This is a genomic window from Pseudomonas sp. A-1, assembly GCF_004801855.1.
Lineage (GTDB): Bacteria > Pseudomonadota > Gammaproteobacteria > Pseudomonadales > Pseudomonadaceae > Geopseudomonas.
In genome coordinates, this window is record NZ_SSTC01000051.1 from 1 (window position 1) to 19655 (window position 19655).

General features: G+C 69.7%; 25 protein-coding genes. 11 read left to right on the forward strand and 14 right to left on the reverse strand.

Features of this window, described 5'->3' with window-relative positions; genetic code table 11:
* The 4 genes from ftsY to rpoH form a co-directional block, all read left to right on the forward strand.
* The coding region (ftsY, locus tag E5198_RS13065) for a signal recognition particle-docking protein FtsY (protein WP_136490436.1) at positions 1 to 1047 on the forward strand (1047 nt) is incomplete at its 5' end.
* On the forward strand, positions 1044 to 1712 hold the full coding sequence (gene ftsE / locus E5198_RS13070; RefSeq protein WP_136490437.1) for a cell division ATP-binding protein FtsE: 669 nt from the start codon (positions 1044 to 1046) through the stop codon (positions 1710 to 1712). The genes ftsY and ftsE, both read left to right, overlap by 4 nt.
* On the forward strand, positions 1712 to 2722 hold the full coding sequence (gene ftsX / locus E5198_RS13075; protein ID WP_136490438.1) for a permease-like cell division protein FtsX: 1011 nt from the start codon (positions 1712 to 1714) through the stop codon (positions 2720 to 2722). The genes ftsE and ftsX overlap by 1 nt, the downstream gene beginning before the upstream one ends.
* 139 nt (positions 2723 to 2861) lie before the next feature.
* Complete coding sequence (gene rpoH, locus E5198_RS13080) at positions 2862 to 3716, forward strand: RNA polymerase sigma factor RpoH (RefSeq protein ID WP_136490439.1); 855 nt, start codon at positions 2862 to 2864, stop codon at positions 3714 to 3716.
* Between the two features lie 62 nt (positions 3717 to 3778).
* On the opposite strand, the gene mtgA is transcribed toward rpoH, so the two are convergent.
* Positions 3779 to 4483: a monofunctional biosynthetic peptidoglycan transglycosylase gene (gene mtgA, locus E5198_RS13085; RefSeq protein WP_136490440.1), complete on the reverse strand. Its 705-nt coding sequence runs from the start codon at positions 4481 to 4483 to the stop codon at positions 3779 to 3781.
* Positions 4484 to 4625: 142 nt separating this feature from the next.
* On the opposite strand from mtgA, the gene E5198_RS13090 reads away from it, so the two are divergent.
* The 4 genes from E5198_RS13090 to trmB all read left to right on the forward strand — a co-directional run bounded on the left by E5198_RS13090 (position 4626) and on the right by trmB (position 6943).
* Entirely contained in the window at positions 4626 to 5006 is a 381-nt protein-coding gene (locus tag E5198_RS13090) for a DUF423 domain-containing protein (RefSeq protein WP_136490441.1), read from the forward strand.
* An 80-nt stretch (positions 5007 to 5086) separates the two neighbouring features.
* Positions 5087 to 5287, forward strand: a complete 201-nt coding sequence (gene thiS / locus E5198_RS13095) for a sulfur carrier protein ThiS (protein WP_136490442.1) — start codon at positions 5087 to 5089, stop codon at positions 5285 to 5287.
* 51 nt (positions 5288 to 5338) lie between these two features.
* Complete coding sequence (locus E5198_RS13100; protein WP_136490443.1) at positions 5339 to 6136, forward strand: thiazole synthase; 798 nt, start codon at positions 5339 to 5341, stop codon at positions 6134 to 6136.
* Between the two features lie 135 nt (positions 6137 to 6271).
* A complete protein-coding gene (gene trmB, locus E5198_RS13105; RefSeq protein WP_218569059.1) occupies positions 6272 to 6943 on the forward strand; it encodes a tRNA (guanosine(46)-N7)-methyltransferase TrmB in 672 nt (223 codons plus the stop codon).
* A gap of 63 nt (positions 6944 to 7006) precedes the next feature.
* Here trmB and E5198_RS13110 read toward each other — a convergent pair whose 3' ends face one another.
* The 10 genes from E5198_RS13110 to E5198_RS13155 form a co-directional block, all read right to left on the reverse strand.
* On the reverse strand, positions 7007 to 7330 hold the full coding sequence (locus E5198_RS13110) for a DUF3392 domain-containing protein (RefSeq protein WP_136490445.1): 324 nt from the start codon (positions 7328 to 7330) through the stop codon (positions 7007 to 7009).
* A 117-nt stretch (positions 7331 to 7447) separates the two neighbouring features.
* Entirely contained in the window at positions 7448 to 8569 is a 1122-nt protein-coding gene (gene hemW, locus E5198_RS13115; protein ID WP_372239884.1) for a radical SAM family heme chaperone HemW, read from the reverse strand.
* A 20-nt stretch (positions 8570 to 8589) separates the two neighbouring features.
* Positions 8590 to 9186 (reverse strand): RdgB/HAM1 family non-canonical purine NTP pyrophosphatase, encoded by a 597-nt coding sequence (rdgB, locus tag E5198_RS13120; protein ID WP_136490447.1) that lies wholly within the window; start codon positions 9184 to 9186, stop codon positions 8590 to 8592.
* Entirely contained in the window at positions 9183 to 9614 is a 432-nt protein-coding gene (locus E5198_RS13125) for a DUF4426 domain-containing protein (RefSeq protein ID WP_136490448.1), read from the reverse strand. The genes rdgB and E5198_RS13125 overlap by 4 nt, the downstream gene beginning before the upstream one ends.
* A 14-nt stretch (positions 9615 to 9628) precedes the next feature.
* Positions 9629 to 10219, reverse strand: coding sequence for a methionine biosynthesis protein MetW (metW, locus tag E5198_RS13130; RefSeq protein ID WP_136490449.1), 591 nt, complete (start codon positions 10217 to 10219; stop codon positions 9629 to 9631).
* A 15-nt stretch (positions 10220 to 10234) separates the two neighbouring features.
* On the reverse strand, positions 10235 to 11374 hold the full coding sequence (locus tag E5198_RS13135) for a homoserine O-acetyltransferase (protein WP_136490450.1): 1140 nt from the start codon (positions 11372 to 11374) through the stop codon (positions 10235 to 10237).
* 130 nt (positions 11375 to 11504) lie between these two features.
* Positions 11505 to 11810: a DUF167 domain-containing protein gene (locus E5198_RS13140; protein ID WP_136490451.1), complete on the reverse strand. Its 306-nt coding sequence runs from the start codon at positions 11808 to 11810 to the stop codon at positions 11505 to 11507.
* Positions 11810 to 12403, reverse strand: coding sequence for a YggT family protein (locus tag E5198_RS13145; protein WP_136490452.1), 594 nt, complete (start codon positions 12401 to 12403; stop codon positions 11810 to 11812). Before E5198_RS13145 ends, E5198_RS13140 begins: the two co-directional genes overlap by 1 nt.
* 9 nt (positions 12404 to 12412) lie before the next feature.
* Complete coding sequence (gene proC, locus E5198_RS13150; RefSeq protein ID WP_136490453.1) at positions 12413 to 13231, reverse strand: pyrroline-5-carboxylate reductase; 819 nt, start codon at positions 13229 to 13231, stop codon at positions 12413 to 12415.
* Between the two features lie 37 nt (positions 13232 to 13268).
* Positions 13269 to 13979 carry a YggS family pyridoxal phosphate-dependent enzyme gene (locus E5198_RS13155; protein WP_136490454.1) on the reverse strand — a complete coding sequence of 237 codons (711 nt, stop codon included), beginning with the start codon at positions 13977 to 13979 and terminating at the stop codon, positions 13269 to 13271.
* A 71-nt stretch (positions 13980 to 14050) separates the two neighbouring features.
* Here E5198_RS13155 and E5198_RS13160 point away from each other — a divergent pair, with 71 nt between their 5' ends.
* From E5198_RS13160 to E5198_RS13170, 3 genes are all read left to right on the forward strand, one after another.
* The gene (locus tag E5198_RS13160) at positions 14051 to 15085 is read left to right on the forward strand and encodes a type IV pilus twitching motility protein PilT (protein ID WP_136490455.1); all 1035 of its coding nucleotides are present in this window, start codon (positions 14051 to 14053) and stop codon (positions 15083 to 15085) included.
* A 49-nt stretch (positions 15086 to 15134) separates the two neighbouring features.
* The gene (locus E5198_RS13165; protein ID WP_136490456.1) at positions 15135 to 16283 is read left to right on the forward strand and encodes a PilT/PilU family type 4a pilus ATPase; all 1149 of its coding nucleotides are present in this window, start codon (positions 15135 to 15137) and stop codon (positions 16281 to 16283) included.
* A 90-nt stretch (positions 16284 to 16373) separates the two neighbouring features.
* The gene (locus tag E5198_RS13170) at positions 16374 to 16778 is read left to right on the forward strand and encodes a TM2 domain-containing protein (protein ID WP_136490457.1); all 405 of its coding nucleotides are present in this window, start codon (positions 16374 to 16376) and stop codon (positions 16776 to 16778) included.
* A 60-nt stretch (positions 16779 to 16838) separates the two neighbouring features.
* On the opposite strand, the gene E5198_RS13175 is transcribed toward E5198_RS13170, so the two are convergent.
* The 3 genes from E5198_RS13175 to pyrR are packed head-to-tail and all read right to left on the reverse strand — an operon-like array spanning position 16839 to position 19638.
* Positions 16839 to 18110 (reverse strand): dihydroorotase, encoded by a 1272-nt coding sequence (locus E5198_RS13175; RefSeq protein ID WP_136490458.1) that lies wholly within the window; start codon positions 18108 to 18110, stop codon positions 16839 to 16841.
* Positions 18107 to 19111 carry an aspartate carbamoyltransferase catalytic subunit gene (locus E5198_RS13180; protein ID WP_136490459.1) on the reverse strand — a complete coding sequence of 335 codons (1005 nt, stop codon included), beginning with the start codon at positions 19109 to 19111 and terminating at the stop codon, positions 18107 to 18109. Before E5198_RS13180 ends, E5198_RS13175 begins: the two co-directional genes overlap by 4 nt.
* An 11-nt stretch (positions 19112 to 19122) precedes the next feature.
* On the reverse strand, positions 19123 to 19638 hold the full coding sequence (gene pyrR, locus E5198_RS13185; RefSeq protein WP_136490460.1) for a bifunctional pyr operon transcriptional regulator/uracil phosphoribosyltransferase PyrR: 516 nt from the start codon (positions 19636 to 19638) through the stop codon (positions 19123 to 19125).
* Positions 19639 to 19655: the final 17 nt, after the last annotated feature.

Consider the following 19655-nt stretch of genomic DNA (forward strand, 5'->3'; position numbering starts at 1 on the left):
CCGGTCGCCGCCCCGTCCGCCCCGGTTGCCGTGCCGCCGCCGGCACCCGCTGCCAGGCCCGAGCCGCTGGCGGAGCCCGTGGCCGCGGCCCCGGTGGCCGCGGAGAAGCCTGCCAAGCTCGGCTTCTTCGCCCGTCTCAAGCAGGGCCTGGCCAAGACCAGCGCCAGCATCGGCGAGGGCATGGCCAGCCTGTTCCTCGGCAAGAAGGCCATCGACGACGACCTGCTCGACGAGCTGGAGACCCGCCTGCTGACCGCCGACGTCGGCGTCGAGGCGACCAGCGCGATCATGCAGAGCCTGACCAGGCGCGTGTCGCGCAAGGAGCTGGCCGACAGCGACGCGCTGTACCAGGCGCTGCAGGAGGAGCTGGCCGCCATCCTGCGCCCGGTCGAGCAGCCGCTGGCGATCGAGGCCGGCAGCAAGCCCTACGTGATCCTGGTGGTCGGCGTGAACGGCGCCGGCAAGACCACCACCATCGGCAAGCTGGCCAAGAAGCTGCAGGACGAGGGCAAGAAGGTCATGCTCGCCGCCGGCGACACCTTCCGCGCCGCCGCCGTCGAGCAGCTGCAGGTGTGGGGCGAGCGCAACGGCATCCCGGTGATCGCCCAGCACACCGGCGCCGATTCCGCCTCGGTGATCTTCGACGCGGTGCAGGCCGCCCAGGCGCGCGGCATCGACGTGCTGATCGCCGACACCGCCGGCCGCCTGCACACCAAGGACAACCTGATGGAGGAGCTGAAGAAGGTCCGTCGGGTGATCGGCAAGCTCGACGAGAGCGCGCCGCACGAGACCCTGCTGGTGCTGGATGCCGGCACCGGACAGAACGCCCTCAGCCAGGCGCGCCTGTTCCACCAGGCGGTCAGCCTCAGTGGCCTGGCGCTGACCAAGCTGGACGGCACCGCCAAGGGCGGGGTGATCTTCGCCCTGGCCAAGCAGATGGCGCTGCCGATCCGCTACGTCGGCGTCGGCGAGGGCATCGACGACCTGCGCCCGTTCGAGGCCGAGGCCTTCGTCAAGGCGCTGTTCGCAGGACAGGAGAGCGCATGATCCGTTTCGAGCAGGTGGGCAAGCGGTATCCCAACGGCCACGTCGGCCTGCACGAACTGAGCTTCCGCGCCCGGCGCGGCGAGTTCCTCTTCGTTACCGGGCACTCGGGGGCCGGCAAGAGCACCCTGCTGCGCCTGCTGCTGGCGCTGGAGCGGCCGACCAGCGGCAAGCTGCTGCTGGCCGGCCAGGACATCGGGGCCATCGGCAATTCCGAGATTCCCTTCCTGCGCCGGCAGATCGGCGTGGTGTTCCAGAACCACCACCTGCTGTTCGACCGCAGCGTGTTCGACAACGTCGCCCTGCCGCTGCAGATCCTCGGCCTGCCGCGCGCCGAGATCGAGCAGCGGGTCGGCGAGGCGCTGGAGCGGGTATCGCTGAAGGACATGGGCGAGGCGCTGCCCGCCGACCTGTCCAGCGGCCAGCAGCAGCGCGTCGGCATCGCCCGTGCGGTGGTGCACCAGCCGGCCCTGCTGCTCGCCGACGAGCCCACCGGCAACCTCGACCCGCGCCTGGCGGCCGAGATCATGGGCGTGTTCGAGGACATCAACCGTATGGGGACCACCGTGCTGATCGCCAGCCATGACCTTGCCCTGATCGCGCGCATGCGCCATCGCCTGCTGACCCTGCAACGCGGTCGCCTGATCGGCGACGGAGAGCCCAGCTGATGGGGGCCAGCAAGCAACTGCCGCGCGGCGCCGAGGAAGGCGCCCCGGAGCAGCGCCAGCGCCGCCTGCAGGAGGCCGAGACCACCGACTGGGGTGGCCTGCTGCGTGCCTACCTGGACAGTCATCGCGCCAGCCTGGCCGACAGCCTGCGTCGCCTGGCCCGCCAGCCGTTCGGCAGCTTCCTCACCTGCCTGGTGATGGGCATCGCCCTGGCGCTGCCGATGGGCCTGTCCCTGCTGCTGGACAGCGTCGAGCGCCTCGGCGGCTCCTGGCAGCGCGCCGCGCAGATCTCGGTGTTCCTCGACCTGGAGGTGGCCGACGTCGAAGGCCAGGCGCTGCGCGAGCAGATCGCCGGGATGGACGGCGTGCTCGCCGCCGAGTGGATCAGCCGCGAGCAGGGGCTCGAGCAGCTGCAGCAGCACTCCGGCCTCGGCGATGCGCTCAGGGAACTGCCGGACAACCCGCTGCCGGCGGTGGTGCTGGTCACCCCGCAGGAGGTCGACAAGGCCGGCCTGGAGGCACTGCGCGCGCGCCTGGCGGAGCTGCCCGGCGTCGAGCAGGCGCAGCTCGACCTGCTGTGGGTCGAGCGCTTGGGCGCCATCCTCCACCTCGGCGAGCGCTTCATCTTCGGTCTGGCCGTGGTGCTGATCCTCGCCCTGCTGCTGGTGATCGGCAACACCATCCGCCTGCACATCGAGAACCGCCGCGCCGAGATCGAGGTGATCAAGCTGGTCGGCGGCACCGACGGCTACGTGCGCCGGCCGTTCCTGTACACCGGCGCCTTCTACGGCATCGGCGCCGGCCTGCTGGCCTGGGGCGTGCTGGAGTACGGGCTGAACTGGCTGAACCAGTCGGTGGTCGGCCTGGCCGGGCTGTACGACAGCGACTTCGCCCTCGGCGGCGTGCCGGCCGAGGACGGCCTGTCGTTGCTGGTCGGTGCATTGCTGCTCGGCTGGGTCGGTGCCTGGCTGGCGGTGGCGCGCCACCTGCGCCAGCTCGCCCCGCAGTGAGACGAAGCGTCGTTACTCCGTTGTAAGTTATTGTTTTGTAAGGGTTTTCCGGCTTGTAAGGGAACTTTTCGCGGGCATTCACAGTCTTATCGGCACAGTGCTATAGTCACCAGCCGATTCGGTAACCTGGAGGATGTCCATGTCCACCTCTCTGCAGCCTGTCTATGCCCTGGCTCCCGGCGCCAACCTGGAGGCCTACGTGCATTCGGTCAACAGCATCCCGTTGCTGTCGGCCGAGCAGGAGCGCGAGCTGGCCGGGCGTCTGTACTACGAGCAGGATCTCGAGGCTGCGCGGCAGATGGTGCTCGCGCACCTGCGCTTCGTCGTGCACATCGCCCGCAGCTACTCCGGCTACGGCCTGGCCCAGGCCGACCTGATCCAGGAAGGCAACGTCGGCCTGATGAAGGCGGTCAAGCGCTTCAACCCGGAAATGGGCGTGCGCCTGGTGTCCTTCGCCGTGCACTGGATCCGCGCCGAGATCCACGAGTTCATCCTGCGCAACTGGCGCATCGTCAAGGTCGCCACCACCAAGGCGCAGCGCAAGCTGTTCTTCAACCTGCGCAGCCAGAAGAAGCGCCTGGCCTGGCTGAGCAACGCCGAGGTCGAGGCAGTGGCCGAGAGCCTCGGCGTCGAGGCGCGCGAAGTGCGCGAGATGGAGAGCCGGCTGACCGGTCAGGACATGGCCTTCGATCCGGCCAGCGACGCCGACGACGACACCGCCTTCCAGGCTCCGGCCCACTACCTGGAAGACAACCGCTACGACCCGGCCCGCCAGCTGGAGGAGGCCGACTGGAGCGACAGCGCCAACGCCAGCCTGCACGACGCGCTGGACGGTCTCGACGAGCGCAGCCGCGACATCCTCCACCAGCGCTGGCTGGCCGAGGAGAAGGCCACGCTGCACGAGCTGGCGGCCAAGTACAACGTCTCCGCCGAGCGCATCCGCCAGCTGGAGAAGAACGCCATGACCAAGCTCAAGGGGCGCCTGCTGGCCTGACCGGCAAGCGCCGCGCAACGCGAAAGCCGCATCCCCGGGTGCGGCTTTCGCGTTTCTGCGCGCTACAGACGCTGGAGGTAGTGGCTGCCGCCCAGCTGCCACATCTGCTGGCGGATCCAGTTCGCCCGGCGGCTGACGTAGGCGCTCGGCCGGCCGGCGCTCCAGGTGCGCGGGCTGGGCAGCACGGCGGCGAGCAGGCTGGCCTGCTGGCGCGACAGGTAGGGGGCGCCCCGGCCGAAGTGGTGGCGCGCCGCCGCCTCGGCGCCGAACACGCCGTTGCCCCACTCGGCGCTGTTGAGGTAGACCTCGAGGATGCGCTGCTTGGGCCACAGGGTCTCGATCAGCAGGGTGAACCAGGCCTCCAGGCCCTTGCGCAGCCAGCTGCGCCCGGACCACAGGAACAGGTTCTTGGCCACCTGCTGGCTGAGCGTGCTGGCGCCGCGCAGGCTGCCGCCGCGCTCGTTGTGCGCCAGGGCGGCGCGGATCGCGGCCGTGTCGAAGCCCCAGTGCTCGGCGAACTTCTGGTCCTCGGCGGCGATCACCGCCACCTTGAGGTCGTCCGGCAGCTCGGTCCACGGCCGCCAGGTGCGCTGCAGGTCGATCGGCTCGCCCGTGAACCACGATTCCAGCTTGCGCTCGACCATCAGCGCCGTGCCCGGCGGCGGCAGCCAGCGCAGCAGCAGCACGACGAGGACGCTGGCGAGCAGGGCGCCGAGCAGTGTGCGGGCGGCGAGGGCGGACAGGCGGCGGAGCGGGAGGCGACGCATGGCGGACCGGGGCAGGGCGGACGAAGGCGCCAGTATAGCGGCCCGCCCGCAGCGCTGCCGGCAGTCCGTCGCGCCGGCGGGTTTGCCAGCGCCGGCGGGGGCGGCGATCATGTGCCGCTGTCGCCCCCGCCGGAAGCCTGCCATGTCCCGCCTGTTCGTCCTGTTCGCCGCCGTCTTCGGTCTCGCCGGGGTCGGCCTCGGCGCCTTCGCCGCCCATGGCCTGCGTGGCCGTCTCAGCCCCGAGTACCTGGCGGTATTCCAGACCGGGGTGCTCTACCAGCTGGTCCACGCCCTGGCCCTGCTCGGCGTCGGCGCGCTCGCCCTGCACTGGCGCTCGCGCCTGCTGGCGGCGTCCGGCGGCCTGTTCGCCGCCGGCATCCTGCTGTTCTCCGGCAGCCTGTACCTGCTGACCCTGAGCGGCCTCAGGGTCGGCATGGTCACCCCGCTGGGCGGCGTCTGCTTCCTCGCCGGCTGGCTGTGCCTGGCGCTGGCCGCCTGGCGGGCCCGGCCGCAGGCCGGCTGAGCCGCCTGGCCGGCGCCTTGGTCATCCCCTGCGATCGGCGCTAGAATGCCGGCTTTCCCTGAGTTTGCGAGCGGATACCCATGCGCATTCAGCTGAATGGCGAAGCTCTCGATCTGCCCGACGGCCTGTCCGTCGCCGACCTGCTGAGCCGCCTCGACCTGGCCGGCAAGCGCGTGGCGGTCGAGCTCAACCTCGATATCGTGCCGCGCAGCCAGCACGCCGTCACCCGGCTCGGCGACGGCGACCGGGTCGAGGTGGTGCATGCCATCGGCGGCGGCTAGCGTCCGGAGCCCGTCCGTCCCCCGTTTCCGCCCGTTCGAATGGAGCCTCCCATGACCCAGTCCTCCCGCACCGACAAGCCGCTGGTTCTCGCCGGCCGCACCTACAACTCGCGCCTGCTGGTCGGTACCGGCAAGTACAAGGATCTCGACGAGACCCGCCGCGCCATCGAGGCTTCCGGCGCGGAGATCGTCACCGTCGCGGTGCGCCGCACCAACATCGGCCAGAACCCCGGCGAGCCGAACCTGCTCGACGTGATCAGCCCGGACAAGTACACCATCCTGCCCAACACCGCCGGCTGCTACGACGCGGTGGAGGCGGTGCGCACCTGCCGCCTGGCCCGCGAGCTGCTCGACGGTCACAAGCTGGTCAAGCTGGAAGTGCTGGCCGACCAGAAGACCCTGTTCCCCAACGTCATCGAGACCCTCAAGGCCGCCGAGACCCTGGTCAAGGACGGCTTCGACGTGATGGTCTACACCAGCGACGACCCGATCATCGCCCGCCAGCTGGCCGAGATCGGCTGCATCGCGGTGATGCCGCTGGCCGGCCTGATCGGCACTGGCCTGGGCATCTGCAACCCGTACAACCTGCGCATCATCCTCGAGGAGGCCAGCGTGCCGGTGCTGGTGGATGCCGGCGTGGGCACCGCGTCGGATGCGGCCATCGCCATGGAGCTGGGCTGCGAGGCGGTGCTGATGAACAGCGCCATCGCCCACGCCCAGGACCCGGTGCTGATGGCCGAGGCGATGAAGCACGCCATCGTCGCCGGCCGCCTGGCCTACCTGGCCGGGCGCATGCCGAAGAAGCTGTACGCCAGCGCCTCGTCGCCGCTGGAAGGCTTGATCCGTTAATCGTCCGGACGGCGCCCGGCGCCGTCCTCCCCACACGCGAGCCCTGCCCTGCGGCAGGGCTCGTTCGTCTTTCAGGAAGGGTTCATGACCGACGAAATCCAACAAGCGCCGGACACCGCCGGCGAAGCGCGGCGGATGCGCACCATCAAGAGCTTCGTGATGCGCGCCGGGCGCATGACGGAAGGGCAGCAGCGCGGCCTCGAGCTGGGCTGGCCGAAGTTCGGCCTGCAGCTGGAGGACGGCCTGCGTGACTTCGACCAGCTGTTCGGACGCACCGCGCCGCGCACCTTCGAGATCGGCTTCGGCATGGGCCACGCGACCCTGGAGATGGCCGCCGCGGCGCCGGAGCAGGACTTCATCGGCGTCGAGGTGCACAGGCCGGGCGTTGGCGCCCTGCTCAGCGGCGCCCTGGCGCAGGACCTGACCAACATCCGCGTGTACAGCTGCGATGCGCTGGACGTGCTGCGCCAGTGCGTGGCCGACGCCAGCCTGGATCGCGTGCTGCTGTTCTTCCCCGATCCCTGGCACAAGGCCAAGCACAACAAGCGCCGCATCGTGCAGCCGGCGTTCGCCGAGCTGGTGCGGCAGAAGCTCAGGGTCGGTGGCGTGCTGCACATGGCCACCGACTGGCAGCCCTATGCCGAGCACATGCTCGAGGTGATGAGCGCGGCGCCCGGCTACCGCAACCTGGCGGCGGACGGCGGCTACGTGCCGCGCCCGGAGGAGCGCCCGGTCACCAAGTTCGAGCGTCGCGGCGAGCGCCTCGGCCACGGCGTGTGGGACCTCAAGTTCCAGCGCGTCGACTGATCGAGATCGCGCAAGCCGGGCATCGCCCGGCTTGCGCGTTGCCGGCCACCCGGCAGGCGGGCCTCAGTTGCGCTCGGCCAGCATGCCGATGGCGACCAGGGTGGTGACCAGCACCGGCGCCAGGGTGTAGTTGTTCAGCTGCTCCAGCCCCCTGACCAGCCAGGGCGGCAGGTAGACGATGGCAGCGCCATACACTGCGGCGCAGAGGGCAACGAACATCAGGGTGCGCAGCACGAAGTTCATGCTGCCGACTCTCTGTTGCGTCCATGCCTTGAAGCTGGGGCCCAGTACGACCAGCAGGGCGGCCATCAGGCCCAGCGCGATCTCGTCGAGATGACCACGGCACCAGCGCGAAGCGGTGACGAAAAGCTCGAGCATGGCTTCCATGCAGACTCCTTGTCGGCGATCACAGAATTGACGCGCAGTCTATCAGGTTTTTGCGTGCTGCCAGCCGGGGGGCGGCAGCGGATGGTCGTAGCCCCGCGAACGGGGCTGGACGTCCTTTCAGGGCAGGAAGTGCTGCAGCAGGTCGTTGAGGAACAACTGGCCGCGGGCGGTGGGCCTGAGCCACTGCGGATCGCTGTCCAGCAGCCCGGCCGCGCGCGCCGCGGCGCAGCCCTCGGCGAGGGTGGCCAGCGGCAGGCCGGTGCGCTGCTCGAACAGCGCGGCCGGCACGCCCGCGGTGAGGCGCAGGGCGTTCATCAGGAACTCGAAGGGCAGCTCGCTCGCCTCCAGTACCCGCTCGCCGGCCTGGAAGCGCTTGGCCGGGTCGAGATAGTCCCTGGGCAGGCGGGTCTTCCAGCTGCGGCGGATGCGCCCGTCCGGCTCGCTCAGCTTGGCGTGGGCGCCGGCGCCGATGCCGAGGAAGTCGCCGAAGGTCCAGTAGTTGAGGTTGTGCCGGGCGCGGCGACCATCGCGGGCGTAGGCCGAGGTCTCGTACTGGGCGAAGCCCTCGGCGGCGAGCAGCGCCTGGCCGGCCTCCTGGATGTCCCAGAGGATGTCGTCCTTGGGGATCTCCGGCGGCTGGCTCCAGAACAGCGTGTTCGGCTCCAGGGTCAGCTGGTACCAGGACAGGTGGGTCGGCCCCAGGTCGATGGCCTGGCGCAGGTCGGCCAGCGCGCCTTCGACGTCCTGGCCGGGCAGGCCGTGCATCAGGTCGAGGTTGAAGTTGTCGAAGCCGGCCGCGCGGGCCATCCCGGCGGCGCGCACCGCCTCGAGGCCGTCGTGGATGCGCCCCAGTGCCTTGAGCTGCTCGGTCTGGAAGCTCTGCACGCCGATCGACAGGCGGTTGATGCCGAGGCTGCGGTAGTCGCGGAACTTGGCCTGCTCGAAGGTGCCGGGATTGGCCTCGAGGGTGATCTCGATGTCGCGGGCGAAGCCCAGGCGCCGCTCGACACCCTGCAGCAGGCTGTCGAGGGCGCGCGCCGAGAACAGGCTGGGTGTGCCGCCGCCGAAGAAGATCGAGCCCAGCTCGCGGCCGTGGGCGGCGGGAAGGTCAAGGTCGAGGTCGGCGAGCAGGGCGTCGACGTAGGCCTCCTCCGGCAGCTCGGGGCCGGCGGCATGGGAGTTGAAGTCGCAGTACGGACACTTGCGCACGCACCACGGGATGTGCACGTACAGCGCCAGCGGCGGCAGCTGGAACAGGCTCAAGCGAGCCCCAGCCGCTGCTTGAGCTGGGCCATGGCACGGGCGCGGTGGCTCAGGCGGTTCTTCTCGGCGGCGGGCAGCTCGGCGCTGGCGCAGTCGCATTCGGGCACCCAGAACAGCGGGTCGTAGCCGAACCCGTGCTCGCCGCGCGCCTCATGCAGGATGCGACCGTGCCAGATGCCCTCGCAGAGGATCGGCAGCGGGTCGTCGGCATGGCGGACCAGGGCCAGGGCGCAGACGAACTGGGCGCCGCGCTCGGCGTCCGGCACGTCCGCCAGTTCGGCGAGCAGCTTGGCGTTGTTGGCCGCGTCGTCCTTGCCGCCGGCGTAGCGCGCCGAGTAGATGCCCGGCGCGCCGCCGAGGGCGTCCACGGCGAGGCCGGAGTCGTCGGCCAGCGCCGGCAGGCCGGACACCCGGGCGGCGTGGCGGGCCTTGAGAATGGCGTTCTCGACGAACGACAGGCCGGTCTCTTCCGGTTCGACGGTGCTGAACTCGGCGACCGAGCGCACGCGCACGGCGTCGCCCAGCATGGCCTGCAGTTCCTTGAGCTTGCCGGCGTTGTGGCTGGCCAGCACCAGTTCGGTCAGGGCTTTCATTCGTCGGGGAACACTTCCTGGTTGAAGGTGAGGTTGTGGGTGGCGCCGCCTTCCTGCACCTTGAGGTCGAAGGTCAGCACCTCGCGCTCGGTCACCGGGAACTGCGCCAGGTGGTAGACCGCCTGCTTGTCGCCTTCACCCTCGCTGACGCGCTGGAAGGCCAGCGGCTTGCTCTGGCCGAGCAGGTTCTTCACCGTGCCGCTGACCGCGGCGGCCGGCACCGCCTTGCCGGCGCGCATCACGGCGACGTTGACCACGCCCTGGGTCTTGCTGCGGGTCAGCCCGGAGGCGGCGGCGATGTCCGGCTGCAGGAAGCTGGAGTTGAACACGTTGTAGTGCACCTCGAGGTCGCCGAAGCGTTGCAGACGCTCGGCGGCGGCCGGCAGGGCCAGGCTCAGGGTGAGCAGCATGAGAGCTAGACGACGCATGGGCAGTTCTCCTTTCAGCGGGTAACGCGGTAGATGCCGATCTCACCCAACAGATTAGGCCACAGCCGGGCGAGCGCACGCAGGCGGTGGTCGCGGTCCACGGCCAGGCGGTCGAGCACGCGCAGCTGCTGCTCGCGGCACAGCGCCTCGAAGTCGCGGAAGGTGCAGAAGTGGATGTTCGGTGTGTTGTACCAGGTGTAGGGCAGGAAATCGGAGCGCGGCATCTCGCCGCGGCGCGCCAGGTACCAGCGGCAGCGCCAGTGGCCGAAGTTGGGGAAGGTGATGATGCAGGTCTTGCCCACGCGCAGCATGTCGCGCAGCAGGCGGTCGGGGTAGTGCACGGCCTGCAGGGTCTGGGTCATCACCACCACGTCGAAGCTGTCGTCGCCGAAGTGGTCGAGGCCCTGGTCCAGGTCCTGCTCGATGACGTTGACGCCGTGGTCCAGGCATTGGGCGATCTTGTCCGGATCGCGCTCCAGGCCGTAGCCGTGCACCTGCTTGTGGTCGCGGAGGAAGGCCAGCAGTTCGCCGCTGCCGCAGCCGAGGTCGAGGACCCGGCTGCCGGAGGGGATCCATTCCTGAATGATTTCCAGATCGGCACGCATGTCGGACAGACTTCCTTACACGGCAATACGGTTCATGTAGCGACCGAAGCCCTGGATGTAGCGCGGGCTCGGGATGAGGAAGGCGTCGTGGCCGTGGGCCGACTCGATCTCCAGGTAGCTGACGTTCTTCTTCGCCGCCACCAGGGCGTCGACGATCTCCCGCGAGCGCGCCGGCGAGAAGCGCCAGTCGGTGGAGAAGGAGACCACGCAGAAGTTGGCGCGGGCCGGTTCGAGGGTCTTCACCAGGTCGCCGTCGTGGGCGGCGGCCGGGTCGAAGTAGTCCAGCGCCTTGGTCATCAGCAGGTAGGTGTTGGCGTCGAAGCGCCCGGAGAACTCCTCGCCTTGGTAGCGCAGGTAGCTCTCCACCTGGAACTCGACGCTGTGGAAGTCGTAGTTGAGCTGGTCGGTCTTCAGCTCGCGGCCGAATTTCTCGCCCATGGCGTCGTCGGACAGGTAGGTGATGTGGCCGACCATGCGCGCCAGCATCAGCCCGCGCTTGGGAATGGTGCCCTGTTCCTGGAAGTGGCCGCCATGGAACTCCGGGTCGGTGAGGATCGCCTGGCGTGCCACCTCGTTGAAGGCGATGTTCTGCGCCGACAGCTTGGGCGCCGAGGCGATCACCACGCAGTGGCGCAGGCGCTCGGGGTAGCTGATGCTCCACTGCAGGGCCTGCATGCCGCCGAGGCTGCCGCCGACCACCGCGGCCCACTGATTGATGCCGAGGGCGTCGGCCAGGCGTGCCTGGCTGTGCACCCAGTCCTCCACGGTCAGCACCGGGAAGTCGGCGCCGTAGGCGCGGCCGGTCTCCGGATTGCGGCTGCCGGGGCCGGTGGAGCCGTTGCAGCCGCCGAGGTTGTTGAGGCTGACGACGAAGAACTTGCGGGTGTCGATCGGCTTGCCGGGGCCGATGCAGCTGTCCCACCAGCCCGGCTTGCGGTCCTCGGGGCTGTGGTAGCCGGCGGCGTGGTGATGGCCGGAGAGCGCATGGCAGATCAGCACGGCGTTGCTGCGCTCGGCGTTGAGCGCGCCGTAGGTTTCGTAGACCAGCTCGTAGTCGGCCAGCTGGCGGCCGCAGGCGAGCGGGAGGGGATCCTTGAAATGCAGGACCTGGGGACTGACCAGGCCGACGGAATCTTCCGCGAAGACGGTGGGCATCGACCCTGCTCTCGAAAAGTGAAGTCGGCAAGTCTAAAGAGCGCGTCCCCGGGGGGCAAGGGCGCGGCGGATGCGGGCGTAGGGTGCGCCGTGCGCACCACCACCACGGCGATGGTGCGCATGGCGCAGCCTACATCGGGCGGCTGCCTTCGAGTTCGCCGGCCAGCTCGGCCGGCAGTTTCTGCGGCGCGCGGATGCGCACGCGCTTCTGCCGGTTGAGTTCGCCGCTCTCCAGCAGCACCTGGCTCTTGGCCACGCCGAAGGCCTTGCCGAGGAAGGCCAGCAGGTGGGCGTTGGCCTTGCCCTCCACCGGCGGCGCGGTGAGGCGGATCTTCAGGCGCTCGCCGTGCAGCCCGGCGAACTCGTCCTTGCTCGCCTTGGGCTGCAGGTGGCAGTCGAGGACCAGGTCCGCGCCGTCCCAGCGGAACCAAGCCATCAGAGGAACGGGCTGAGCAGCTGCGGCATCTGGCTCATCGCCGCGAGGTTGCGGATCACCAGCATGTCGACCAGATTCAGCGCGATGAAGGCGAAGATCGGCGAGATGTCCAGGCCGCCGAGATTGGGGAGCAGGCGGCGGATCGGCATCAGCAGCGGCTCGCAGATCTGGTTGATCAGCTGCGCCGCCGGGTTGTAGCTGCCCGGGGCGACCCAGGAGAGGATCACGCTGGCGATCAGGGCGAAGAAGAACACCTTGAGGAACAGCGCGGTGACGCCGATCACCGCCCAGATCAGCAGTTGCGGCAGCAGGGCGGCGATGCCGATGCCCATCAGCAGCAGGGTCAGCGCCATCAGCAGCAGCTGGACCAGGATCGCCAGCACCAGCGACGCCAGATCCAGCCCGCCGAAGCCGGGGATCACCTTGCGCAGCGGATTGAGCAGCGGCTTGGTGGCCTTGACCGCGAACTGGCTGAGCGGGTTGTAGAAGTCGGCGCGCACCAGCTGCAGGATGAAGCGCAGCAGGACGATCAGCAGGTACAGGCTGCCGAGGGTCTGCAGCACGTAGATGGCCGCGGTATTGAGTCCGTTCATCGTGCCTCCTTACTGGCCGAGCTGCTCGGCGAGCTCCGCCGAGCGGTGGGCGGCGGCCTGCAGGGCCTGTTCGACCAGCGCCTCGAAGCCGCCGGCCTGGAAGGTCTTGATCGCCGCCTCGGTGGTGCCCTTGGGCGAGGTCACCCGGCGGCGCAGTTCGGCCGGGTCGACGTCGCTGGCCAGGGCCATGCGCGCGGCGCCGAGGGCGGTCTGCCGCGCCAGCAGGCTGGCGGTCTCGGCGGACAGGCCGAGGCGCTCGCCGGCGGCGGTCATCGCCTCCATGAGCAGGAAGAAGTAGGCCGGGCCGCTGCCGGACACGGCGGTGACCGCGTCGATCTGCGCCTCCTCGTCCAGCCACAGTGCCAGGCCGACCGCCTCCAGCAGTGCCTCGGCCTGGGCGCGCTGGGCGGCGCTGGTGCGCGCGTTGGCGTACAGGCCGCTGGCGCCCTCGCGCAGCAGCGCCGGGGTGTTGGGCATGCAGCGCACGATGGCCTTGGCGCCCAGCCAGCGCTCCAGGCTGGCGCAGGGAATGCCGGCGGCGATGGAGACGACCAGCGCGTCGGCCGGCAGCGCCGGGGCCAGCGCCAGGCAGACCTCCTTCATCACCTGCGGCTTGACCGCCAGCACCACGATGTCGGCGCCGGCCACCGCGGCGGCGTTGTCGTCCAGCACGGCGATGCCGTGCTCGGCGGCGATGCGCTGGCGCTGCTCGGCCAGCGGCTCGCTGGCGCTGAGGTTGGCGGCGGGCAGGCCGCGGGCGAGCAGGCCGCCGATCAGGCTGGCGGCCATGTTGCCGGCGCCGATGAAGGCAATGCGGGGATGGTTCATGGGGGATTCCTTGGTCGTCGGGGAGGGCGGCGCCGGCTCAGGCGGCCGGGCCCTCGGAAGCATTTCGGGAAGCGTAGTCGCGGGCGCCGAACAGCGCGCTGCCTATGCGCACCCAGCTGGCGCCCTCGGCGATGGCGGCCTCGAGGTCGTCGCTCATGCCCATCGACAGGGTGTCGAGCGGCAGCGGCAGGCTGTCGCGCAGGGCGCGCAGGCGGGCGAAGGCGGCGCGCTGGGCGGTGACATCGGAGGTGGGTTCGGGGATGGCCATCAGGCCGCGCAGGCGCAGGTTGGGCAGCGCCGCCACGGCGGCGGCCAGTGCCGGCAGTTCTTCGGGCGAGCAGCCGGACTTGCTGGCCTCGCCGCTGACGTTGACCTGCAGGCAGACGTTCAGCGGCGGCAGGTTGGCGGGGCGCTGGGCGGACAGGCGTTCGGCGATCTTCAGGCGGTCCACCGAGTGCACCCAGGCGAAGTGCTCGGCCAGCGGCCTGGTCTTGTTCGACTGGATCGGGCCGATGAAGTGCCAGGCGAGGTCGAGATCGGCCAGCTCGGCCTGCTTGGCCAGGGCCTCCTGCAGGTAGTTCTCGCCGAAGTCGCGCTGGCCGCAGGCGAAGGCCTCGCGCAGCGCTGCGGGCGGCTTGGTCTTGCTCACCGCCAGCAGCTGCACGCTGCCGGCGGCACGGCCGCCGGCTTGCTCTGCCTCACGGATGCGTGTTCGGACCTTTGCAATATTGTCTGGGATCGTGGACATTTGGTTCCGCTTCCTGCCCGGCCGCTGGCTGTCGCGGCATTCTACCCGCTAGTTTGTGATTGGGGACCCCCATGGATATTACCGAGCTGCTGGCCTTCAGCGCCAAGCAGGGCGCATCCGACCTGCACCTCTCCGCCGGCCTGCCGCCGATGATCCGCGTCGACGGCGACGTGCGTCGCATCAACCTGCCGCCGATGGAGCACAAGCAGGTGCATGCGCTGATCTACGACATCATGAACGACAAGCAGCGCAAGGATTACGAGGAGTTCCTCGAGACCGACTTCTCCTTCGAGGTGCCCGGCGTGGCGCGCTTCCGGGTCAACGCCTTCAACCAGAACCGCGGCGCCGGCGCAGTGTTCCGGACCATTCCCTCGCGGGTGCTGAGCATGGAAGACCTCGGCATGGGCGAGGTGTTCAAGAAGGTCTCCGACGTGCCGCGCGGCCTGGTGCTGGTCACCGGCCCGACCGGCTCGGGCAAGTCGACCACCCTGGCGGCGATGCTCGACTACATCAACAACACCAAGTACCACCACATCCTCACCATCGAGGATCCGATCGAATTCGTCCACGAGTCGAAGAAGTGCCTGGTCAACCAGCGCGAGGTGCACCGCGATACCCTCGGCTTCGCCGAGGCGCTGCGCTCGGCGCTGCGCGAGGACCCGGACATCATTCTGGTCGGCGAGATGCGCGACCTGGAAACCATCCGCCTGGCGCTGACCGCGGCGGAAACCGGCCACCTGGTGTTCGGCACCCTGCACACCACCTCGGCGGCCAAGACCATCGACCGTATCGTCGACGTGTTCCCCGCCGAGGAGAAGTCCATGGTCCGCTCCATGCTCTCCGAGTCGCTGCAGGCGGTGATCTCGCAGACCCTGCTGAAGAAGGTCGGCGGCGGCCGGGTGGCCGCCCACGAGATCATGATCGGCACCCCGGCGATCCGTAACCTGATCCGCGAGGACAAGGTGGCGCAGATGTACTCGGCGATCCAGACCGGCGGCGCGCTGGGCATGCAGACCCTCGACGCCTGTCTGAAGACGCTGGTGACCAAGGGGCTGGTCAGCCGCGAGGCCGCCCGCGAGAAGGCCAAGGCACCGGAAAGCATCTGATACAGTCTCCGGCGCGGCGGACGGCCGCGCCGGAACGTCGAGGAAATCCATGGAATTCGAGAAACTGCTGCGCCTGATGGTCGAGAAGGGCGGCTCCGACCTGTTCATCACCGCCGGCGTGCCGCCGTCGATGAAGGTCAACGGGCGCATCCTGCCGGTGACCAAGACCGCCATGTCGCCGGAGCAGACCCGCGAGACGGTGCTGGGCGTGATGAACGAGCACCAGCGCCGCGAGTTCGCCGGCAACCACGAGTGCAACTTCGCCATCAGCGCCCGCGGCATCGGCCGCTTCCGGGTCAGCGCCTTCTACCAGCGCAACCTGGTGGGCATGGTGCTGCGCCGCATCGAGACGCAGATCCCCACCTTCGACGAACTCCAGCTGCCCGAGGTGCTCAAGCAGCTGTCGATGACCAAGCGCGGCCTGGTGCTGTTCGTCGGCGCCACCGGCGCGGGCAAGTCCACCTCGCTGGCGGCGATGATCGGCTACCGCAACAAGAACTCGCAGGGGCACATCATCTCCATCGAGGACCCCATCGAGTTCATCCACCAGCACCAGGGCTGCATCGTCACCCAGCGCGAGGTGGGCATCGACACCGAGTCCTTCGAGGTGGCGCTGAAGAACACCCTGCGCCAGGCGCCGGACGTGATCATGATCGGCGAGGTGCGCACCCGCGAGACCATGGACTACGCGGTGGCCTTCGCCGAGACCGGTCACCTGTGCCTGGCCACCCTGCACGCCAACAACGCCAACCAGGCGCTCGACCGCATCATCCACTTCTTCCCGCCGGACCGTCACGAGCAGGTGTGGATGGACCTGTCGCTCAACCTCAAGGCCATCGTCGCCCAGCAGCTGGTGCCGACGCCCGATGGCAAGGGGCGCCGCGCGGTGATCGAGGTGCTGATCAACACGCCGCTGGCCGCCGACCTGATCCGCAAGGGCGAGGTGCACGAGCTGAAGAACCTGATGAAGCGCTCCACCGAGCAGGGCATGCAGACCTTCGACCAGGCGCTCTACCAGCTGTACAGCAATGCCGAGATCACCTACGAGGACGCCCTGGCCCACGCCGACTCGGCCAACGACCTGCGCCTGATGATCAAGCTCGGCTCGGAGACCGATGCCGAGCACCTGAGCAACCTGACCCGCAGTCTCAGCCTGGAAGGCAGCGACGAGCCGCAGAGCGGCCTGCGCCGGCGCTGAGGGGCCCGTCGGCGGAACGCCGCAGGCCGAGCGGGGTCAAACCGGGTGGCAGCCTCGGGCTGTCACCCCGTTTTCCGACTGGAGGGCAGCATGACGACACTGAACCGGGACACCCACAGCAAGACCATCGGCTACCTGCTGTGGATCTTCGGCTTTCTCGGCGCGCACCGCTTCTACTACGGGAGGCCGGTCACCGGCACCCTCTGGTTCTTCACCCTCGGCCTGCTCGGCATCGGCTGGCTGATCGACCTGTTGCTGATCCCCGGCATGGACCGCGAGGCCGACCTGCGCTATCACAGCGGGCGCACCAGCTACAACGTGGCCTGGGTCCTGCTGACCTTCCTCGGCGTGTTCGGCGTGCACCGCATGTACATGGGCAAGTGGATCACCGGCATCCTCTACCTGTGCACCGGCGGCTTCTTCCTCGTCGGCGTGCTCTACGACTTCTGGACGCTCAACGACCAGATCTCGATCCGCAACGCGCGCTGGTTCTGAGCGCGGCGCTGCAACGACAAGGCCCGCCGATCGGCGGGCCTTGTCGTTTGCGCTCGGTGCTCAGCCCTGGTGGCTGATGCGGCCGCCCTGCAGGGTGTGGCGCACCGCGCCGGGCAGGCAGTGGCCGAGGAACGGGCTGTTGCCGCCGCGCGACAGCCAGCGCTCGCCGGCCAGGGTCTGCGCCTTGGTGTCGAACAGCACCAGATCGGCATGCTCGCCGACGCCCAGCCGACCGACCGGCAGGCGCAGGGCAGCGGCGGGGCCGCAGGTCAGGCGGGCGAGCAGGGTCGGCAGGTCGAGCAGGCCGTCCTCGACCAGGGTCAGCGCCAGCGGCAGGAGAATCTCCACGCTGCTGATACCCGGCTCGGTGGCGCCGAACGGCGCCAGCTTGGCGTCCGGCTCGTGGGGCTGGTGGTGGCTGGCGATGGCCGACACCACGCCGGCCTTCACCGCCTCGCGCAGGGCGTCGCGGTCGGCGCGCGAGCGCAGCGGCGGCTGCACGTGATACAGGCTGGAGAAGCCGGTCAGCGCCTCGTCGGTGAGGATCAGCTGGTACAGCGCCACATCCGCGGTCACCGGCAGGCCGCGGGCCTGGGCCGCGGCGATCATCTCCACGCCGCGCGCGCTGGTCAGCTGGCTGAAGTGGGCGCGCACGCCGCTCTGCTCGACCAGCAGCAGGTCGCGGGCCAGGGCCACGGTCTCGGCGCTTTCCGGGATGCCCGGCAGGCCGAGGAAGCTGGCGGTGGGACCCTCGTGGGCCAGGCCACCCTCGGCCAGATCGGCATCCTGCGACTTGAACACCACGGTCAGATCGAAGGTGGCGGCGTATTCCAGGGCGCGGCGCAGCACGCGGTTGCCGGCCAGCGGCGCCAGGCCGTTGGTGAAGGCCACGCAGCCGGCGTCGCGCAGGGCGACCAGCTCGGCCAGCTGCTCGCCTTCCAGGCCCTTGGTCAGCGCGCCGATGGGGAACACGCGGGCGTGGCCGGCCGCTGCGGCGCGATCGAGGATCAGCTCGACCACCGCCGAGGTGTCCAGCACCGGCTTGGTGCGCGGCGGGCAGCACAGGCTGGTGACGCCGCCGGCGGCGGCGGCGCGGGTTTCGCTGGCGATGCTGCCCTTGCGGGTGTAGCCCGGCTCGCGCAGGCTCACCGCCAGGTCGACCAGCCCGGGTGCGGCGATCAGGCCGTGGGCGGAGATCTGCTGCTCGGCATCGAAGCCGGCCGGGGCCGCGCCGAGGGCGGCGATGCGGCCGCCTTCGATGTGGATGTCGCTGACCTGGTCGAGGCCGCTGGCCGGATCGATGACGCGGGCGCCGTGGATGCTGACTTTCACTGGCCGTCTCCCTGTGCGAGCTGGCGCTGGGCCTGCTGGCCGCTCATGGCCATGGACAGGACCGCCATGCGGATGGCAATGCCGTAGGTTACCTGGTTGAGAATCACCGACTGGGCGCCGTCGGCCACCGCCGACTCGATCTCCACGCCGCGGTTGATCGGCCCCGGGTGCATGACGATGGCGTCCGGCTTGGCCAGCGCCAGGCGCTGCTCGCTGAGGCCGTAGAGCTTGTAGAACTCGCCCTGGCTGGGCAGCAGGCCGCCCTGCATGCGCTCGCGCTGCAGGCGCAGCATGATCACCACGTCGACGTCCTTGAGGCCTTCGGCGAGGTCGGTGTAGGCGCGCACGCCGTACTGCTCGATGCCGACCGGCAGCAGGGTCTTCGGTGCGATCACGCGGATGTCCGGGCAGCCGAGGGTCTTCAGCGCCAGCATGTTGGAGCGCGCCACCCGCGAGTGCAGGATGTCGCCGACGATGGCCACCGAGAGGTTCTCGAAGCCGCCCTTGTGGCGGCGGATGGTCAGCATGTCGAGCATGCCCTGGGTCGGGTGGGCGTGGCGGCCGTCGCCGCCGTTGATGATGGCCACGTCGGGGCAGACGTGCTCGGCGATGAAGTGCGCGGCGCCCGAGTCGGCGTGGCGCACCACGAACATGTCGGCGGCCATCGCCTCGAGGTTGCGCAGGGTGTCGAACAGGGTCTCGCCCTTGCTGGTCGAGGAGGTCGACACGTTGAGGGTGATCACGTCGGCGGACAGGCGCTTGGCGGCCAGCTCGAAGGTGGTGCGGGTGCGCGTGGAGTTCTCGAAGAACACGTTGCACACGGTCTTGCCGCGCAGCAGCGGCACCTTCTTCACCGCGCGCGCACCGACCTCGAGGAAGGAGTCGGCGGTGTCGAGGATCTCGGTGAGCAGCTCGCGGGGCAGGCCGTCGAGCGAGAGGAAATGGCGCAGCTGGCCCTGGTCGTTGAGCTGCAACGGGCGCTTGGCGTCGGTTGGCGTCATCGCGGAAATTCTCAGTGGGAGGCGGCGAGGGTCTGCAGCTCGAGGGCGAGCGGTGCGGGACCGTGCAATTTTACCCGCTGGTCGGGGGCCAGCGACAGGGTGGCGCCGAGCACGTCGGCGCGGATCGGCAGCTCGCGGGCGTCCAGGTCGAGCAGGCAGGCCAGGGTCACGCTGGCCGGGCGGCCGTAGTCGAACAGGGCGTTGAGCGCCGCGCGCACGGTGCGCCCGCTCATCAGCACGTCGTCGATCAGTACCAGGTGGCGGTCCTCGACATCGAACGGCAGCGCCGAGGGCTGCACCTGCGGGTGCAGGCCGTGGCGGCTGAAGTCGTCGCGGTAGAAGGACACGTTGAGCACGCCCAGCGCGGTGTCGTCCTGGCCGAGCTCGGCGAGCAGGGCGCGGGCCACCCACACGCCGCCGGTGTGGATGCCGACGAACAGCGGGTCGCGGATGCCGCGGCGGTCGAGATGGGCGCGCAGGTCGGCAGCCATCTGCGACAGCAGGGCGGCGGGATCGGGCAGGGTCATGGGCACTCCTCGGGCAG

Bases quoted from the DNA above. Each gene is read 5' to 3' on its own strand.
- ftsE (WP_136490437.1), top strand. From the start codon at position 1,044: ATGATCCGTTTCGAGCAGGTGGGCAAGCGGTATCCCAACGGCCACGTC.
- ftsX (WP_136490438.1), top strand. From the start codon at position 1,712: ATGGGGGCCAGCAAGCAACTGCCGCGCGGCGCCGAGGAAGGCGCCCCG.
- rpoH (WP_136490439.1), top strand. From the start codon at position 2,862: ATGTCCACCTCTCTGCAGCCTGTCTATGCCCTGGCTCCCGGCGCCAAC.
- mtgA (WP_136490440.1), bottom strand. From the start codon at position 4,483: ATGCGTCGCCTCCCGCTCCGCCGCCTGTCCGCCCTCGCCGCCCGCACA.
- E5198_RS13090 (WP_136490441.1), top strand. From the start codon at position 4,626: ATGTCCCGCCTGTTCGTCCTGTTCGCCGCCGTCTTCGGTCTCGCCGGG.
- thiS (WP_136490442.1), top strand. From the start codon at position 5,087: ATGCGCATTCAGCTGAATGGCGAAGCTCTCGATCTGCCCGACGGCCTG.
- E5198_RS13100 (WP_136490443.1), top strand. From the start codon at position 5,339: ATGACCCAGTCCTCCCGCACCGACAAGCCGCTGGTTCTCGCCGGCCGC.
- trmB (WP_218569059.1), top strand. From the start codon at position 6,272: ATGCGCACCATCAAGAGCTTCGTGATGCGCGCCGGGCGCATGACGGAA.
- E5198_RS13110 (WP_136490445.1), bottom strand. From the start codon at position 7,330: ATGGAAGCCATGCTCGAGCTTTTCGTCACCGCTTCGCGCTGGTGCCGT.
- rdgB (WP_136490447.1), bottom strand. From the start codon at position 9,186: ATGAAAGCCCTGACCGAACTGGTGCTGGCCAGCCACAACGCCGGCAAG.
- E5198_RS13125 (WP_136490448.1), bottom strand. From the start codon at position 9,614: ATGCGTCGTCTAGCTCTCATGCTGCTCACCCTGAGCCTGGCCCTGCCG.
- metW (WP_136490449.1), bottom strand. From the start codon at position 10,219: ATGCGTGCCGATCTGGAAATCATTCAGGAATGGATCCCCTCCGGCAGC.
- E5198_RS13135 (WP_136490450.1), bottom strand. From the start codon at position 11,374: ATGCCCACCGTCTTCGCGGAAGATTCCGTCGGCCTGGTCAGTCCCCAG.
- E5198_RS13140 (WP_136490451.1), bottom strand. From the start codon at position 11,810: ATGGCTTGGTTCCGCTGGGACGGCGCGGACCTGGTCCTCGACTGCCAC.
- E5198_RS13145 (WP_136490452.1), bottom strand. From the start codon at position 12,403: ATGAACGGACTCAATACCGCGGCCATCTACGTGCTGCAGACCCTCGGC.
- proC (WP_136490453.1), bottom strand. From the start codon at position 13,231: ATGAACCATCCCCGCATTGCCTTCATCGGCGCCGGCAACATGGCCGCC.
- E5198_RS13155 (WP_136490454.1), bottom strand. From the start codon at position 13,979: ATGTCCACGATCCCAGACAATATTGCAAAGGTCCGAACACGCATCCGT.
- E5198_RS13160 (WP_136490455.1), top strand. From the start codon at position 14,051: ATGGATATTACCGAGCTGCTGGCCTTCAGCGCCAAGCAGGGCGCATCC.
- E5198_RS13165 (WP_136490456.1), top strand. From the start codon at position 15,135: ATGGAATTCGAGAAACTGCTGCGCCTGATGGTCGAGAAGGGCGGCTCC.
- E5198_RS13170 (WP_136490457.1), top strand. From the start codon at position 16,374: ATGACGACACTGAACCGGGACACCCACAGCAAGACCATCGGCTACCTG.
- E5198_RS13180 (WP_136490459.1), bottom strand. From the start codon at position 19,111: ATGACGCCAACCGACGCCAAGCGCCCGTTGCAGCTCAACGACCAGGGC.
- pyrR (WP_136490460.1), bottom strand. From the start codon at position 19,638: ATGACCCTGCCCGATCCCGCCGCCCTGCTGTCGCAGATGGCTGCCGAC.